14 protein-coding genes, 1 tRNA gene and 1 pseudogene are annotated in these 17556 nt (G+C 62.0%); 12 read left to right on the forward strand and 4 right to left on the reverse strand.

The genetic code is table 11. The features are described from left to right. The 3 genes from NKI08_RS30035 to NKI08_RS30045 form a co-directional block, all read left to right on the forward strand. Positions 1–202 (forward strand): hypothetical protein (locus NKI08_RS30035; RefSeq protein ID WP_352774612.1); only part of this gene is annotated, 202 nt, incomplete at its 5' end. A gap of 604 nt (positions 203–806) precedes the next feature. After that, complete coding sequence (locus tag NKI08_RS30040) at positions 807–998, forward strand: DUF6494 family protein (RefSeq protein WP_023679340.1); 192 nt, start codon at positions 807–809, stop codon at positions 996–998. 68 nt (positions 999–1066) lie between these two features. Further along, positions 1067–1375: an NAD(P)-dependent oxidoreductase gene (locus NKI08_RS30045; RefSeq protein ID WP_352774614.1), complete on the forward strand. Its 309-nt coding sequence runs from the start codon at positions 1067–1069 to the stop codon at positions 1373–1375. 452 nt (positions 1376–1827) lie between these two features. Here NKI08_RS30045 and selD read toward each other — a convergent pair whose 3' ends face one another. Then, positions 1828–2904 carry a selenide, water dikinase SelD gene (selD, locus tag NKI08_RS30050; protein ID WP_352774616.1) on the reverse strand — a complete coding sequence of 359 codons (1077 nt, stop codon included), beginning with the start codon at positions 2902–2904 and terminating at the stop codon, positions 1828–1830. 480 nt (positions 2905–3384) lie between these two features. Here selD and fdnG point away from each other — a divergent pair, with 480 nt between their 5' ends. From fdnG to NKI08_RS30095, 9 genes and pseudogenes are all read left to right on the forward strand, one after another. Next, on the forward strand, positions 3385–6471 hold the full coding sequence (fdnG, locus tag NKI08_RS30055) for a formate dehydrogenase-N subunit alpha (protein ID WP_352774618.1): 3087 nt from the start codon (positions 3385–3387) through the stop codon (positions 6469–6471). A 12-nt stretch (positions 6472–6483) separates the two neighbouring features. After that, positions 6484–7434 carry a formate dehydrogenase subunit beta gene (gene fdxH, locus NKI08_RS30060; RefSeq protein WP_352774620.1) on the forward strand — a complete coding sequence of 317 codons (951 nt, stop codon included), beginning with the start codon at positions 6484–6486 and terminating at the stop codon, positions 7432–7434. After that, positions 7421–8119, forward strand: coding sequence for a formate dehydrogenase subunit gamma (locus NKI08_RS30065; protein WP_352451684.1), 699 nt, complete (start codon positions 7421–7423; stop codon positions 8117–8119). Before fdxH ends, NKI08_RS30065 begins: the two co-directional genes overlap by 14 nt. Positions 8120–8234: 115 nt before the next feature. Further along, positions 8235–9155, forward strand: coding sequence for a formate dehydrogenase accessory protein FdhE (gene fdhE, locus NKI08_RS30070; protein ID WP_352774623.1), 921 nt, complete (start codon positions 8235–8237; stop codon positions 9153–9155). Between the two features lie 4 nt (positions 9156–9159). Continuing rightward, positions 9160–10581 (forward strand): L-seryl-tRNA(Sec) selenium transferase, encoded by a 1422-nt coding sequence (gene selA, locus NKI08_RS30075; protein WP_352774625.1) that lies wholly within the window; start codon positions 9160–9162, stop codon positions 10579–10581. After that, positions 10568–11359, forward strand: a complete 792-nt coding sequence (locus tag NKI08_RS30080) for a tetratricopeptide repeat protein (protein ID WP_352774627.1) — start codon at positions 10568–10570, stop codon at positions 11357–11359. The genes selA and NKI08_RS30080 overlap by 14 nt, the downstream gene beginning before the upstream one ends. Further along, positions 11356–13191: pseudogene (gene selB, locus NKI08_RS30085) on the forward strand (selenocysteine-specific translation elongation factor); the annotation flags it as partial. The gene NKI08_RS30080 and the pseudogene selB, both read left to right, overlap by 4 nt. Positions 13192–13314: 123 nt before the next feature. Further along, positions 13315–13410: transfer RNA gene (locus NKI08_RS30090), tRNA-Sec, on the forward strand. A 15-nt stretch (positions 13411–13425) separates the two neighbouring features. After that, on the forward strand, positions 13426–13881 hold the full coding sequence (locus tag NKI08_RS30095) for a hypothetical protein (RefSeq protein ID WP_352686039.1): 456 nt from the start codon (positions 13426–13428) through the stop codon (positions 13879–13881). A 562-nt stretch (positions 13882–14443) separates the two neighbouring features. Here NKI08_RS30095 and NKI08_RS30100 read toward each other — a convergent pair. Genes NKI08_RS30100 through NKI08_RS30110 form a run of 3 tightly spaced genes read right to left on the reverse strand, consistent with a single transcriptional unit; the run spans position 14444 to position 17539 of the window. Then, a complete protein-coding gene (locus NKI08_RS30100) occupies positions 14444–15316 on the reverse strand; it encodes a carbohydrate ABC transporter permease (protein WP_352774629.1) in 873 nt (290 codons plus the stop codon). Next, positions 15313–16203, reverse strand: coding sequence for a carbohydrate ABC transporter permease (locus tag NKI08_RS30105; RefSeq protein WP_352774631.1), 891 nt, complete (start codon positions 16201–16203; stop codon positions 15313–15315). Before NKI08_RS30105 ends, NKI08_RS30100 begins: the two co-directional genes overlap by 4 nt. Positions 16204–16246: 43 nt before the next feature. Next, positions 16247–17539, reverse strand: a complete 1293-nt coding sequence (locus NKI08_RS30110; protein ID WP_352774632.1) for an ABC transporter substrate-binding protein — start codon at positions 17537–17539, stop codon at positions 16247–16249. Positions 17540–17556 lie beyond the last annotated feature (17 nt).

Raw genomic sequence — 17556 nt, forward strand, 5'->3', positions numbered from 1 at the left:
TCGCCAAAGTAACAGCAGCCTGATCAGACCAGATACCGTTCCCGATTCGAAGGCCATCCGTCGAAAGCCCCCGCGTCAACGTGCAGCGAAAATAGCGCTTACCGACATCCTCAACGCGATGCCTGCAGGCCATCACCCGCAGCGCAGCAGACAACGACAGTCTCCGCTGGTTTCTGCCGATCAGGCAGGCCGTGCTTTGTAAAAGCGGCACCAACCATCGGGGCTGATTTCACCCGCGACAATCTAGGATGCATTCGGCTTCAGGAAATGGGTGCACCCGGCGCAGCGGCGACCTTTGTTTGGAACATCCTAATAAAGCGCCACAGGCTTTGGGGTTGTTTCGGTGCCGCGCGCCGCAGGCTGACCTGTCATGCAGGAAGCAAGCCAACCTGCACCGGCAAATCGCCGCGCCGGTCGTCGACACCTTAAGAAATTTCCGGCGAGACAGCGCTTGGCCTGGCTCACGTTGAGCCGACCCGCAATTTATCTCACCACGATCTTCTTTAATGATCTTTCCTCCCAGTCGAACCCAAAGAAGCGCCGAGTGCTGATCAGATCGATTTGAGGTACTCGATCAGATCACTCTTTTCCTGATCGGTCAGATCAAGGCCGAGATGGCCGTCATAGTGCTCCTTCTGCGCAAGACGTCGATCGGTTCACTCCTCCTGCCAGGGGTCGATCAAGTTAAGGACCCGACGTCTCCTCCCGGCTCGAGGTCTATTTCAATAAAACCGTGCGTCACCGTCCTGCTTCCTTGATCCCTTGCCTTCCTTTACAATCCCTTCCGGACACAGAGGAGTTCCGCCATGAGCGAAGACGCCGTCAATATGTCGATCCGCAAGTTCCTGAAGGAAGTCGGCGTCACCTCCCAGCGCAAGATCGAGGAGACGGTGCGCGAAGGGCAAATCGGCGGCAAGAAGCTGAAGGTCCGCATGACGCTGACGGCGGAAGGCACCGGCCTCAACCACGTGGTGGACGGCGAGATCGAACTTCCATAAGCCGGGCGAAGCGACCTAGCGAAACGGCCGACGCGGCCGAAAGCGGTCGAGACGGATCAGCGGTTGGAATGGCGTCTGGCCGGGTCGATGTAGTACCGCTCACCCCACGCTCCTGCGACTCTGAGGGAACGGAAAGACCGACCCTAAGCGGAAGCTCGCTGGCTCCGGGTCAATTCACGGCCATCACCCTTTACGTGTTTGAGCGTGAACCGCTGGAGGCTTCGTCGCCGTTGTGGACTCATCCCAGGGTGACCATCACACCTCATGTCGCGAGCTTCTGGGTGGATTCTGGAATCGACCAGGTCGCCGATCTCTGCGGTCAAGTCGCAAGAGGAGAGCCTCTGTCCAACAAAATCGACCTCGAACGGGGTTATTGAATCGAAGTAGTGTGTTCACCCATTTAAGCAGCTTCCGATCTTATGAAGCGCGGACATCAGCGCGCGCGTCACCCGGCTAATGCATCATCAGCGTGAGCATGCTTTCAAAGAGCCAAGCGAGAACCTTTCCGTCAACCACGGCGAGCGCGGCAACGGAAATTCGTAGCCAGACATCGGCGATTTAAGGCTAAGACCGGCAAGGCATGCTTTCCAAGAGCCGCTATTATGACGTGGAAACCATGAATATTATAGTATTATAGCGACGGCCGCACACCACCTCACTTCTATCGGAAACCAGACGCCGGTCACCAAAACAGTCCGCAGCGTTCGCCGCCAATCCAGCGTGGACAGGGCAGGCGGCGTCTTTGCCTGCCGATCCAGTGGTGGCAGGAGGTGGAGTGCCGCGAACTGGAGGGCGCACCCCGTCATCTGGCGGGAAGCGGAGCGGCCGTTCAGGCCTCTACTACGATTGTCGGCGCGCCGGGCCTGGCATGGCCGATGATGCGAGCCGAAGGATAGCCGTCCGCGACGATCCTCTGGACGAGCGCCGCTGCGTGGTCGGTCTGGCAAGCAACCAGCAACCCGCCCGAAGTCTGTGGATCCGTGAGAAGATGGCGTCGCCACTCGGGCATGCCGGGAGGTAAGCTTACCGCGTCGCCATAGCTCGCCCAGTTGCGCCGCGATGCGCCGGTGACGTGGCCGTCGACTGCGAGCGAGGCAGCTTCGGAAAAGAGCGGCACGTCGTGGCTGCAAATTATCAGGGTGCACCCTGAACCGCGTGCCATCTCGAGGCCATGTCCGAGCAAGCCAAATCCGGTCACGTCGGTGACGGCGTGGACGCTCGCGTCCTGCGCCAGCTCCGATCCGATCCGGTTGAGAAGGGTGGTGGAGGCGATCATTTCGCGATAGCCGCTCTCGGAAAGCGCCTGCTTCTTGATGGCGGCGGAATAGATGCCGACGCCGAGCCCCTTCGTCAGGATCAAGGCGTCACCCGGCTTGGCGTCAGAATTGCGTCGGATATCTCCGGGTCGGCATGTGCCGATGACTGCGAGGCCATAAATCGGCTCCGGCGAGTCGATCGAGTGGCCACCTGCAACCGGGATTCCGGCGTCGGCGCAGACAGCTTCGCCACCTTTCAGGATTTCGCGGACCATGAGCGTCGGGATCTTGTCGAGAGGCATCCCGAGGATCGCCAGCGCCATGATCGGCCGGCCACCCATCGCATAGATATCGGACAGGGCGTTGGTTGCGGCAATCCGGCCGAAATCGTAGGGGTCATCTACCATAGGCATGAAGAAGTCGGTGGTCGCAATGACGCAAGTCGCGCCGTCGAGTTGCCAGACTGCAGCATCGTCGCCGGTCTCCGTGCCAACGAGAAGCTGATGATAGGGACTGGCAGCCGCCGGATTAGCGAGAAGCTGCTGCAGCACTGACGGTGCCAGCTTGCAGCCGCAACCGCCGCCATGGGCGAGGCTGGTCAGGCGAACAACGGGCGCATCGGTTATTTCGGGCGAGAGGGCGATTGCCATAGTCGTCGAGCCTCCTCTGCTGGCACGCTTTAGTAGGGATCAAGGTCAACCGGAATGGAAAATACGATCGCGCCAACGCACGGCGCGTTTGGAGCACGCTTGCTCTCAGCGGATTTCATTAAGTTGGGAAAGGCAAGGACCGTATCCGGCGTGCGAGGCATCGCCGTCATTGGGTATCGATCGAAAGGCGCCCCGACCCGCGGGAGCTGTTTCATCACCACGCTTTACTGTACGGTAATGCGTTCGTTTTCGTCAATCGCAGTCGCGGTCACGAAAAGATGACGAGAATATTCAACAATAATACACAATGCCGATTTGCGGGCACAAACCTGTTGCAGGAAGGCGGTTCGGAGGGGCACTTTTGCTGCACCGTACGCACCTCGTTCTTTGGCATTGATTTTATTTGGTCCGAGACTAGTTACTCGGATTAAACCGTTGGTTCGAGTTGCCTTGGTGGGGCACCGGCTTCGGGAGGAACCCATGAACATCGATCTTTCTCGACGCGCGTTCCTGCAAACAGCAGGCGCGGGTCTCGCCGGTACTACGCTTGGAGCCCTCGGCTTCGGCGATAGCGAGGCCGCACACGCGGCGGCTATACGGCCCTTCAAGCTCGCGAACACCACCGAAACACGCAACACCTGTCCATACTGCTCGGTGGCTTGCGGCATAATCTTGTATTCGAAGGGCGATCTCAGAAAGGGCGAGCCGGCCGAGATAACCCATATCGAGGGTGACACTGATCATCCGACCAATCGCGGCACCTTGTGCCCCAAAGGGTCGGCCCTGCTCGGATTTGTCAAGTCGCCGACCCGTCTGCAACATCCGATGATCCGCAAACCGGGCTCGGACAAGTTCGAGCCGATAAGCTGGGAAGACGCGCTCGGCCGCATCGCCCGCCTGATGAAGGACGATCGCGACAAGAACTTCGTCGCGACGAACAATGACGGCGTGACGGTCAACCGGTGGATCACCACCGGCTTCCTCGCCGCCTCGGCTTCGACCAATGAAACCGCGTTCGCGACCTACAAGGTGGTCCGCAGCGCGGGCATGCTGGTGTTCGACAACCAGGCACGTGTCTGACACGGCCCGACGGTGGCGAGTCTCGCCCCAACATTCGGCCGCGGCGCAATGACCAATTCCTGGACCGACATCAAGAACACGGATCTCGTCGTCATCATGGGCGGCAATGCCGCGGAAGCGCATCCTTGCGGCTTCAAATGGGTCACAGAGGCGAAGGCCAACCGCGGCGCCAAGCTCATCGTCATCGACCCGCGCTTTACGCGCTCGGCTTCGGTGTCGGATCTTTACGCGCCGATCCGCCAGGGAACGGACATCGCCTTCCTGCTCGGGCTGATCAACTACTGCATCCAGAACGATAAGGTGCAATGGGACTATCTCAAGGCCTTCACCAACGCGGCATATGTCGTCAAGGAGGGCTTCACCTATCAGGACGGCCTCTTCTCCGGCTATAACGAGGCGAAGCGAGACTATGACAAGTCCAGTTGGGACTATGACATAGGCACGGACGGCTTTGCCGTTGTCGACGCGACATTGGCCAATCCCCGCTGCGTCTGGAATCTGCTCAAGAAGCATGTCGCGGTCTACACGCCGGAGATGGTCGAGCGCATCTGCGGCACACCGAAGGACCGGTTCCTGAAGGTGGCCGCGATGGTCGCCGAGACATCGTCTCCGACCAAGGCGATGACCTCGATGTACGCGCTCGGCTGGACCCAGCACTCGAAGGGCTCGCAGAACATCCGCGCCATGGCGATGCTGCAGCTTGTTCTCGGCAATATCGGTGTACGCGGCGGCGGCATGAACGCGCTTCGCGGTCACTCCAACATCCAGGGGCTGACCGACCTCGGGCTGATGTCGAACCTGCTGCCTGGTTATCTGACGCTGCCGACTGAGAAGGAGGTCGATCTGGCAGCCTACATGTCGACCCGCGGCTTCAAGCCGCTCCGGCCGAACCAGATGAGCTACTGGCAGAACTACAGGAAGTTCTTCGTAAGCTTCCAAAAGTCAATGTGGGGCAACGCGGCAACGCCGGAGAACGGCTTCGCCTACGACTACCTGCCGAAGCTCGACCTGCCGGGCTACGATCTGCTGCGGGCTTTCGAGCTGATGCACCAGGGCAAGATGAACGGCTATTTCTGCCAGGGCTTCAACCCGCTACAGGCAGCCCCGAACAAGAAGAAGGTGATCGAGTCCCTCTCGAAGCTCAAATACCTCGTCATCATGGATCCGTTGGACACGGAGACGGGCCGGTTCTGGGAGAACCACGGGCCGTACAACGATGTCGATCCGTCGCAGATTCAGACGGAAGTCTACCAGCTTCCCTCCACCTGCTTCGCCGAGGACGATGGCTCGCTGGTCAATTCGGGGCGCTGGCTGCAGTGGCATTGGGCCGGCGGCACGCCCCCCGGCGAGGCCAAACGCGATACCTGGATCATGGCGCAGCTCTATCTGCGCCTGAAAGAGCTCTACAGCAAGGAAGGTGACGCCTTCGCGGATCCGATCGTCAAGCTCAACTGGCCTTATGCCGATCCCGGCGATCCGAAGGCCGAGGAGCTTGCCCAGGAGATCAATGGTAGGGCGCTCACCAGGGTAACCGACACGGCCGACCCGACAAAGGTGCTGGCCGAGGCCGGAAAGCTCTTGCCGGGCTTCGCCGCGCTGCGCGACGACGGCTCCACCTCCTGCGGCTGCTGGATCTATTCCGGCTGCTTCAACGAAAACGGCAACAACATGGCCAGGCGGGACACCACCGATCCTGACGAAACCGGCGCCTATTCCAAATGGGCGTTCTCATGGCCCGCCAACCGCCGCATTCTCTACAACAGGGCGTCGGCTGACCTCACCGGAAAGCCTTGGGATCCAAGCCGCAAAGTGATTGAATGGGACGGCACGAAATGGTCGGGCTACGATGTCCCCGACATTTTGCCAACGGCAAAGCCCGATCAAGTAGGCCCGTTCATCATGAATCCGGAAGGCGTCTCGCGCCTCTTTACCCGGGGCATGATGCGCGACGGGCCATTCCCGGCGCATTACGAGCCATTCGAGTCGCCCATCGCCAACCCGATAGCTCCCAAAGTTCGCGGCAACCCCGCAGCGCGGGTGTTCGAAGGCGATATGGCCCAGTTCGCCGAATCGGCTTCACAGGAGTTCCCCTACGCGGCGACCTCCTACCGGCTGACCGAGCATTTCCACTTCTGGACCAAGCACGTCATCACCAATGCGGCGATGCAGCCGGAGTTTTTCGTGGAAATTTCGGAACAGCTTGCGGCCGAGAAGGGCATCACCAGAGGCGGCTGGGTGCGCGTCTGGTCGAAGCGCGGTTCCATTGTGGCGAAGGCCATGGTGACCAAGCGGATCAGGCCGCTCACCTGCGATGGCAAGACCGTCCACATCGTCGGAATACCATTGCATTGGGGCTTCACGGGAGCGGCGAAGAAAGGCTTTGGCCCGAACATGCTCACCCCCTTTGTCGGTGACGCCAACATCGAGACGCCGGAATACAAGGCGTTCCTTGTCAACATCGAGCCCATCGCCGGGCCGGTAGCGTAGGAGGAGTAAGCGATGTTTCCTCCACTTCCAAATCCTTCGACGACGGATACCGCACCGCGATTTTCCGACAAGGACCTCATCCGCCGCTCTGCCTCAACGGTTCCCGCGCCCGAGCAGCAATTGACGGAAGTCGCCAAGCTCATCGATGTTTCGAAATGCATCGGCTGCAAGGCGTGCCAGACGGCCTGCATCGAGTGGAACGACACGCATCCGGAGATCGGCTTCAATACCGGCGTCTATGAGAATCCTGCCGATCTGACGCCGGACATGTTCACGCTGATGCGCTACAGCGAATGGGACAATCCCGAGACGAACGAACTCGAATGGCTGATCCGCAAGGATGGCTGTATGCACTGCGCTGACCCGGGCTGCCTCAAGGCTTGTCCGGCACCAGGCGCCATAGTGCAGTATTCGAACGGCATCGTCGATTTCGTCCATGAGAACTGCATTGGCTGCGGCTATTGCATCAAGGGTTGCCCGTTCAACATTCCGCGCATCTCCAAAGTCGATCACACGGCCTACAAATGCACGCTCTGCTCCGACCGCGTGGCTGTCGGCCAGGGACCAGCCTGCGCCAAGGCCTGCCCGACCCAGGCAATCGTGTTCGGCACAAAAGACGAGATGAAACAGCACGCCGACGGCCGCATCAAGGACCTGAAATCGCGCGGCTATTCGAATGCCGGCCTCTACGATCCGCCCGGCGTCGGAGGGACGCATGTGATGTATGTGCTGCACCATGCCGACCAGCCGGAACTCTATTCTGGTCTGCCGAAGGAGCCGAAGATCAGTCCGCTCGTGGAGGCGTGGAAGGGCGTGACCAAATATGCCGGCCTCACCATTCTCGGCGTGGCGGCCGGCGTCGGCCTGCTTCACCATCTGGTGATGGGACCGAACAGGGTCTCCGAGGCGGATGAGGAGCATGCCGAAGAGCTGACGGAAGGCGACAACGATGGCCGCATATGACGTGAAGCCGAACGAGCAGGTACATCCCGGCAAGCCAGTCATCGTGGACCGCTACACGGTGAGCGCGCGGATCAACCATTGGATCACGGCGGCCAGCCTGATCCTGCTCGCCTTGTCCGGCCTTGCCATGTTTCACCCGAGCCTGTTCTTCCTGTCGGGGCTGTTTGGCGGCGGCCAGTTCACGCGCTTCATTCACCCATGGATCGGCGTCTTGCTCTTCTTCAGCTTCCTTGGGCTTTTCCTTCGGTTCTGGAAGGCCAACTTGTGGAGGCCCGAGGACGGAACGTGGCTCGCCCGTTTCCGTGACGTATTGTCCAATCACGAGGACAACGTCCCCGACGTCGGCAAGTACAATGCCGGCCAGAAGCTCGTCTTCTGGTCAATGTCGATCCTCATCATCATCCTGATTTCGAGCGGCATTGTCATCTGGCAACAATATTTCGCCGCTTACACCACGATCGGCCAGCAGCGGGTGGCGCTGCTTGTCCATTCGATCGCTGCCGTGGCGATCATCGGCGTCTGGATTATCCATTTCTACTCGGCCATCTGGGTACGCGGCACAATTCCGGCCATGACGCGCGGACGGGTGACCGGCGGCTGGGCTTGGCGGCATCATCGCAAATGGCTGCGTGAACTGATCGCAGGCAAACCGGACGGACGTTCGGGATCGAATCCTGCCGAATGAGCGGGTATTTGTTGTTACGCAATTCCGGACGGAATAACGTTATACACCTTTCGTTGGAATTGCTGTGGAGCAGTATCAAGCCGACCACGTGGCCCGTGAGGTTCGTGAGGTTGAAATGCCAAGGCAACAAGATCCGTCACGCCCTGACCCGACTATAATCGGCGAGGTCTCGGCCCCACCCTTTGCGCGGCTGCCTGATCCGCGGACCTTGTTCATTCGCCGCTCCGAGCGATTGAATGTGTTGGCGGATGACCACCAGCTCGGCCCCTATCTCCGCTTCCTCGCTGCACTGACGGATGCGCAGCACCGCATCCAGGACGGCTTGCCGGATGTCAAATTGCCGACCGCGGAGGCGCGCGAGCGCGCACGAACCTTCGGTATGCCGCCGCTCGATCGCAGCCAATTCACTTCGGATGCCGCCCTTGGAATGACGCTCGGCCGCCTGTTCGAAGTGGCAGCCACGATCGAAAAACCCGAGGCGGCCGCAGCCGCCTTGGACGGGCTGGCGAATATCGATGCGTCCGGGGTCGAATCCATGGTGCGCAATGTGCTCACCGATGCGATCCCAATGAACGCGCTTGCCGAGCATGTCTATGTCGCGGCCGCGCTGCAGGTTCACTTCGCCCGCCTCGCGGCATGTCTCGACAGCTCGACGCTGGCTCCGGTTGCCGACGGCGCCTGTCCGGCCTGCGGTGGGCCGCCCGTATCCTCGATCATCGTTGGTTGGCACGGCGCACACGGGGCGCGGTTCTGCGCCTGCGCGCTGTGTGGAACATTGTGGAACCACGTCCGTATCAAATGTACGCTGTGCGGCTCGACCAAGGGGATAGGCTATCAGGAAATCGAGGGAGGCCCTGGCACGGTCAAAGCCGAGACCTGCGATGCATGCGGCTGCTATGTAAAGATCCTGTACCAGCACAAGGATCCGGCTCTCGATCCGGTCGCCGACGACGTGGCGACGCTCGGCCTCGACCTGCTCGTCCGCGAGGGTGGCCATCGCCGCGGATCGTTCAATCCGTTCCTTGTTGGCTATTGATACGATGACCGCTTCATCCGCAAACCCTTTGCGCAATCTTCCGTCGGTCGACCAAGTGCTGAGGACCCCGCTGGCGGCGGCCGCAATCGAGCGCTTCGGACGGCAGGCCGCGACGGAGGCCATTCGCCGAGCCGTCGCCGATGCGCGAATGGCCTCCCGCAATGCCGGAGCCGTCGTGCCGGAGGCAAACGATCTTGCCGGCGACGCGCTCGTGCAGCTCAGGGACGGCGAACGCTCTTCCCTGCGCCCCGTTTTCAACCTGACCGGCACGGTGCTGCATACCAATCTCGGACGAGCCCTCCTCGCGAAAGAGGCGGTCGAGGCTGTTCGGCTGGCGATGCGCGAAGCGGTGGCTCTCGAATTCGATGTCGAGAAAGGCGAGCGCGGCGAACGGGACGATCATCTTCGATCGCTCGTTTGCGAGCTGACCGGAGCCGAGGATGCAACCGTCGTCAACAACAACGCGGCTGCAGTCCTTCTCGTCCTCAACACGCTGGCGCTCGGTCGCGAAGCGATCGTTTCGCGAGGCGAGTTGATCGAGATCGGCGGCTCTTTCCGGATGCCCGAGATCATGACGCGCGCTGGCGCCAGGCTTGTCGAGGTCGGCACCACCAACCGCACGCATCGCAAAGACTATGTCGCGGCGATCGGCCCGGAGACCGGGCTCATCCTCAAGGTGCACACATCGAACTACCGGGTCGAAGGATTCACGGCCGAGATCCGGGCACCCGAGCTCGCTTCAATCGCCAAGGCGCATGGGACACCGCTGGTCCATGATCTCGGTTCGGGCACGCTGGTCGATCTAGCCCGCTACGGCCTTGGGCGCGAGCCGACCGTGCGCGAGGCGGTGGCCGACGGCGCCGATCTCGTCACATTCTCCGGCGACAAGCTGCTTGGCGGTCCGCAGGCGGGGTTCATCGTCGGTCGCAGGGACCTGCTCGCAGCGATCCGCCGCAACCCGATGAAGCGGGCGCTCAGGGTCGACAAGCTTCGTTTGGCAGCGCTCGAGGCGACGTTGAAGCTCTACCGCGACCCCGACCGCCTGGCCGAGCGCCTGCCGACGCTAAGGCTGCTCTCGCGCCCGGTGAGGGAGATTGCAGCGCAGGCAAAGCGCCTTGCTCCCCTGGTTGCAGACGCCGTGGGGGAAGCCTTTGCGGTCGACACGGTGGAGTGCCGGAGCCAAGTCGGATCCGGCGCGCTGCCGCTCGAAACTATGCCAAGCGCCGGGCTTGCACTCAAGCCGCGCTCAGGGAGCGGCCGGGCGCTCGAAGCGCTTGCGGCTGCGCTGCGTGGGCTGGGCGTCCCCGTGATCGGGCGCATCGAAAACCAGGCGCTCGTGCTCGATTTCCGCTGCCTGGAAGACGAGGCGAACTTCATCGCCAATCTAGCCGGCTTAAATCCGGGAGGAACCGATGCGCTGGCTTGACCGCCTTGCGCGCCGCCCAGCCGAGACGCCTGTGGCCGCACGCATGACCGAGGCCCTCGAAGCCGCGCGGCGAGGCGATCATGCCCTGGCTCTCTCCATATGGGAGCCGCTGGCTCACCGGGGCGTTGCCCGCGCCCAGAACAATATCGGTGCCTGCTTCGCCGCAGGGCTCGGCGTCGAGCGTGATGCGGAAATGGCCTTTCGCTGGCTGGCGCTCGCCGCCGGGGCAGGGGATCCTGTCGGACAAAGGAACTTGGCGTCGCTCTATTTCCGCGGCGAAGGCGTCGAGCAGGACTTTCGCCGGGCGGCCGAGTTCTATCGGGCCGCAGCGGAAACTGGCGACGGACCGGCGCAGGATATGCTGAGCTGGATGCTTCTGGAGGGCGAAGTGATGGCTCCCGATGTCGCCGAGGCGCGACGTTGGGCGCTTGCCGCGGCCGATCAAGGCATCGCATCCGCGATGACCCGGATCGGCATGCTTTATCACAATGCGCTCGGCGTGCCGCGCGATCCGGACGAGGCTGTCCGCTGGTGGCGCCGTGCTGCCATGCGAGGAGACGCCGAAGGGCAGGCAATGCTCGGTGCCGCCTGCCATCTTGGCACGGGCGTGCCGGCTGACGCGGTCGAGGCGCTCGTTTGGCTCCTGCGTGCCCAGGCAGGCGGCAGCGCCCTCGCCAGCCGCTATCTGGCTGCGGTGCGGGCCGAATTGAGCGCGGGCGACGCCGCCGAGGCCGAGCGTCGCGCCGCCGCACCGTGGCCGGAGGCGGCATCATCATGATCGTTGGCACGGCGGGACACGTCGACCATGGCAAAACTGCGCTGGTGTATGCGCTGACCGGTATAGACACCGATCGTTTGCAGGAGGAAAAGACACGCGGCATGACGATCGATCTCGGCTTCGCCTATTTGTCGGTGCCGGGTGGCGACAGCATCGGTTTCGTCGATGTTCCCGGGCACGAGCGTTTCGTACACACGATGCTCGCCGGCGCCAGCGGCATCGACTTCGTGTTGCTCGTGGTGGCCGCCGACGACGGCGTCATGCCGCAAACCCGGGAGCATGTCGCCATCGTCGATCTGCTCGGTGTCAAGCGCGGCGCCGTCCTGCTCACGAAATGCGACCTGGCCGATCCAGAGCGCCGCACTGCGGTGGCGAGCGATATCCGCTCGGTGCTTGCCGGGACGAAGCTTGCCGAGGCCCGCCTGATTCCCGTCTCGGTTGTTACAGGCGAAGGTATCGATGAACTCAGGTATCTCTTGTTCGAGGAGGCATCTCATCTTGCCCGGCGTGCAGTTTCGGGCCGTTTTCGGTTAGCGGTGGACCGCTCGTTCACGCTGCGCGGCGTGGGCACCGTCGTGACGGGCACCGTGCTTTCGGGTTCTCTCGGTACTGGGGACAACGTGGTCGTAAGCCCGTCGGGATTGCTTGCGCGGGTCCGATCGATCCACGCCCAGAACCGGCCGGCTGAACGTGGTCGGGCGGGAGACCGCTGCGCGCTCAATCTGACCGGCGAAAGGGTTTTCAAGGAGGCGATCCGGCGCGGCGACGTAGTTGTCGATCCGAAGCTTCACGCGCCGTCGGACCGGATCGATGCAAGCCTTCGCGTTCTGCCGGGTGAACGCAAGCCGATCGGCCAATGGTTTCCGGTGCGGCTCCACCATGCCGCGAGCGAGGTCGGAGCACGCATTGTACTCCTCGGAGACGAACCGATCGGGCCTGGCGGCACGGCCAATGTTCAATTGGTGCTGGACAGTCCGATCGCGGCCGCTGCCGGCGACGTTTACGTGGTGCGCGACACCTCCGCGCAGCGAACCATCGGCGGCGGACATTTTCTCGATCTGCGGGCGCCCAGCCGCAAACGCCGCGCGCCGGAACGGCTGGTCCAACTCGATGCCCATGCGCTATTGGCGCCCGAACTGGCCGCCGCCGCACTCCTTGATGCGCCGCCCCACTATTTCGACCTGAAGGCTTTCGCGCGCGACAGGGCGCTCAGTGACTGCGAGACGGAAGGCCTGATCGATCAACTCGGGCTTGTCCGTTTTGCCGTCGGAGAAATGCTTCTCGTGCTGTCGCCAGAGCGCTGGTTGCGATTCAAGCGCGACTTGGCCGCGACCCTGGAGACCTTCCATGCCGACAATCCGGACTTGCCGGGCGTTGGAATGGAGAGACTGCGTATTGGGCTTGATCCGCGTCTGCCGGCCCCCTCTTTCATAGCAGTTCTGCGGAGCCTTTCGCACGCTGGAGAAGTTGCCTTGGACGGCGCCTGGGTGCGGCTGCCCGGTCATGAGGCGCACCTGACGGCAAAGGATGAAACTCTCTGGCTGCAGATCCAGCCTCTCATCGGCGGACCCGAGCGATTCCATCCGCCGAGAGTGTGGGATATTGCCGAGGTGCTGGCCGCGCCGGAGACGGAAATCCGGCGGCTTCTGAAGCTTGCCGGCCGCATAGGGAAGGTCCACGAGGTCGCTCATGATCACTTCTTCCAGCGCCAGGCGTTGGCGCAGATCGTCGAGATCGCGCGCGACCTCGCTGCGTCGATGCCCACAGGCGAGTTCACCGCTGCTCAATTTCGCGATCGCGTGGGCAGCGGACGCAAGGTCGCCATCCATATCCTCGAATTTCTCGATCGGCACGGCGTGACGCTGCGGCGGGGAGACTTGCGCCGTCTGAACAGGCGCAGGCTGGACCTGTTCCGCCTGGCAGGCGAGGGTGAGCCGCCGATGGCGCAAATTTCTGGAGGAGCATCGTCCCCGGTGGGGCGTCCGGACTTCAAATCCGGGAGGGGCCGCGAGTCGGTCTCTGGTGGGTTCGACTCCCACTCTCTTCCGCCATCCTAGTGAGCCAAGATGAATCCGACGGCTTCCTTTCTCAATGACCTGAAGACGACGGCTGAGACCGCCAGGACAACCGAGGCAAGCTTCAGGCGACAAGCGGCCAATCAGATCGCGGTTCTGGAACAGGAGCGCGCTTTCGCCTTCAGGCGGCTCAACCTCATGCAGGCGATCTCGGACGCCGTGGCCTCAGCCGAAAGTGAGGAGATCGCCGTGGCCAGCGCTTTGGCCGTCCTGCGCTTGCGACTCGGCTGGAATGCGGACAGCGAGGCGCGCACGGAAGCGATCACGCATTTTGGCCCCGTCGCGCTTGCGTTGTTCCAGGCTGCGAAGCTGCCCGAGCACGAACCCGCCACCAATATCGGCGAGGCCCTTGCGATTTTTGAGCATTGGTACTCCGAATCCCGGGGATCGTCGTTCTGGTTGCTATTCGAGCACCAGATTGTTGACACGCCGCTGGTCGACTTTTGACCGACGGAGTTTTCGGCATACCCGGATGTGAAAGCAGAGAGCGCAACGTCGCTTTATTACCGACGACACGATGCGGTAACCGGCGCCTCGGTCACCGCCGCAAGCAGCTGCTTTGGGGGCGGACGTCGGAAGGCGTTCACTCCCATGACATAGGAGCCGTATTCGAGCCTGATGTCGTCGAGGTTGATAAATTGACCGGCTACCCAGAGATCGCGCGTGCTCTCAAGCCAGGGGATATGTCACAGAACGAAAGGCGCTCGGCGCCAGGAACGGCGCGCAAGAAGACAGAGAGCAATCAGCCGGCGGCCCGCGGAGCGCGGCAGCATGGCCATTCGCACTTCCTCTTCGTGTCGAAACCCGGCCGAATCCGGCTAACTGAGCCAATGGTGCGTGGCATTTGGGCATTGACAGGCGATGTACGCGCAAAGGCGAGCTGGCCGACCACGCACCAGGACATAGGTGGTTAAGTTTGTTCGGCAAGTGACAACAACGGAGTCCGACGTTCACTTCGTGAGGCATTCGCATCAGATTCGCGATAAACAGATAGCCAGCGCCGCCGACGCTATCCCTTGACCGCCGAGCCGACGATCGAATCCACGAAGAAGCGCTGCAGGAAGACGAAGAGCACCAGTGGCGGGAGCACGGCAAGCGTCGCGCCAGCCATCACCAGTCCCGTGTTGAGAGCGCCTCGATTGTAGCTGAGCAGGCGACTAAGGCTGATGACGATCGGATATTCGTGTGCATTGCCCTGTAGAACGGTCAGCGGCCAGAGATAGCTATTCCAGTGATAGACGAAGGCAAACAGCGCCAGCGCCGCGATTGCCGGCGCCACGCTCGGCGCGACGATCTTGAACAGGATCAGGAGTTCCGACGCCCCATCCATCCGTGCTGCGTCGATCAGATCGTCGGGCACGCCGGCTATGAACTGGCGCATCAGGAAAATGCCGAATGCATTGGCGAGATTGGGCACGATGATGCCGGCAAGGCTGGCGTTCAGGCCGATTGATCCAACGAGACGGTAAAGCGGGATCAGCGTGACGATCGGCGGCAGGAACATGGTGGCGATCAGCACCGAAAACAGCAGTGAGCGGCCGGGAAAGTGATGCTTGGCGAAGGCGTAGCCAGCCATCATGCTGGTGACCAGAATGCCGGCGGTGGTGATCGTGGCGATCACGAGCGAATTCCACATCGAGCGGCCGACGTTGATGACGCCGGACACGTTCTCGTACGCTTCGAGGGTCGGCGTGCGCGGTATCCACACCGGCGGCACCTGCATGGTTTCGGCCGGCGTCTTCAGGCTGGAGAGCACCATCCACAACAGCGGGAAGGCGGAGGCCACGGCAACCAGCAGCATCAGCGTGGCGAGCAGCGCTCTGCGGCCCGCCAGGCGTTTACGGGCCAACCGGCTCGATGCTGAGCGGCCCGGCGCGCTCATTCGTCATCCTTCCGGTTGGCGAATGCAAACAGCGCACACACAATGACGATCAGCGCCAGCATCAGCATCACTGCCATGGCCGAGCCCAGCCCGCCTTGTGCCCGCTCGATGCCGACTCGGCGGATATGGTAGGTCAGCACGTTGGTCGAGCCGACCGGCCCGCCTTGGGTGATCAGCGCCACCGGCTCGAACACCTGCACGGCGTTGATGATGGCGATGACGGCGCTGAACAAGAGCGTGCGGCTCAATAGCGGTAAGGTGATGAAGCGGAACTGTTCGCGCCGGTTGGCGCCGTCAAGCGTCGCCGCCTCGTAAAGACTGCCCGGGATCTGGGTCAGCCCGGCAACGGCCAGCACCGTAAAATAGCCGATCTGCTGCCAGACATTCAGGACGACGATCGAGATCAACGCCGATCTTGGCGAGGACAACCAGAGTTGCGGGCCGATGCCGGCGAGACCGAGCACCTGGTTGAGCGGTCCCTCGCTCGGAGAATAGAGCTTCGACCAGACCAGCGTCACGGCGATCATCGGCACCATGTAGGTAGAAAACAACACGGTCCGCAGCGCCGTGCCGCCTGCGACATCGCGCTGGTGGACCATCAAGCCGAACACTACCGAAAAGGGCAGGATGAGCATCACCGACAATGCCGTGTAGATGGCGGTGTTGAGCAGCGCTCGCTTGAAATCCCGCCCGACCGAGGTCGGCCCGAATATTTCGCGAAAATTGTCGAAGCCGATGAAGCTCGCATTGGAAAAAGGCGTCTGCGTCGACCAGTCCTGGAATGACAGCCAGATGGTGAGCAGCATCGGCAGCAGGATGAAAACGCCGATCAGTGTCACGGCGGGCGCCAGCATGATGCCCGCCGAGGCACGATAGGTCTTGATCATCGCTCTGCTTCCAAAGCGTCGGGCTCTCCAAACAGCGCCTTCGCTATTTGGCGGCACGCTCCAGGATCGAGACGGCATCGGCCTGCGCGTTCGCCTGCGCATCCTTGGCCGAGAGCTGCCCATACTGCAACGCCTCGAGCGTCTGCTGCAGCGATTCGCTGAACTCCTGGCCGCCCAGGACGACAGGGAAGGGCTTGGCGTCGGCAAGCACGCTGACATAGCCGGACAGGAACTCGGAACCGAGCTTGTCCTTATGGGCTTCGATGTCGGACGTCCGCGTCGGCAGGATGCCCATCGACATCAGAATATCCGACATTGCCGATGCGCCGTTCTTGCCGGACTTCGGACTGTTCAGCCATACCAGGAAATCCCATGCCGCTTTTTGTTCGGCCTGACCGGCATTGGCGTTGACGACGGTCATCCATGAATAGGAGATCGAGTGCGGCTTGTCGCCGCTCGGACCGACCGGGATGGGTGCGGTGGCGATATTGGAGAACTTGTCGCCCATGCCGCTCTTCAATGCGCTTTCCCACCAGTTGGCCATGATGATCATGCCGGTCTTGCCGGAGACGAAATTGTCGAGGAAGGGGCCGGTTGTGTTGGCGTCGGCCGTGGCCATCGCCGGATCGCTGGCGCCGGACTTGATCAGGTCCTCGTAAAGCTGGAAAGTCTCACCGGCTTGAGGACTGTCGAGCATCGGTTTGCCGTCCCTGACCAGCTCGCCGCCATTGGAGACCAGCAGCGAGGCGAAGGGATGGACGACGCCCGCCGCCCAGGAATTGATCAGGCCGAAGCCTTGCTGGCCGGCATCTTTCCTGGTCAGCTTCTGGGCCGCATCCTTCAATTCGGACCAGGTCTTCGGCGCGGCTGTAATGCCTGCCCGTTTGAACAGCTCCTTGTTGTAGTTCAGCGCGTAGACGTCGATCTCGTTTGGAATGCCGTAAAGCGTGGCGCCAACAGAGGCTGCACTGACGACACCGGCCGGCCACGCACTCTTGACCTCGCCGGCAACTGCATCGGGGGCCGGCGCGACCAGCTTGTCTCGCGCCAGTTCGGGAAGCCACAAATCATAGATGCCGCCGATCGTCGGCCCGTCCGAGCTGCCGCCCTGGGAACGCAGTGTCGTGAGGAGATCGCCGAAGGGGACGGCGCGCACGGTGACGGTCACATCCGGATTGCTCTTGGCATAGTCCTTGGCCGCGGCGTCCAGCAAAGCGACCGTTTCGGGCGACCAGTGGGTCAGATAGGAGATGTTGACCGATTGCGCCCAACCAATGGTGGGCGAGGCCAACAACCCTGCAGCAAATGCCAGTTTCGAAATCCAAGCCAAAGACATCCGACCCTCCGCATAGC

Source organism: Mesorhizobium sp. M0768 (assembly GCF_040320195.1).
Lineage (GTDB): Bacteria > Pseudomonadota > Alphaproteobacteria > Rhizobiales > Rhizobiaceae > Mesorhizobium.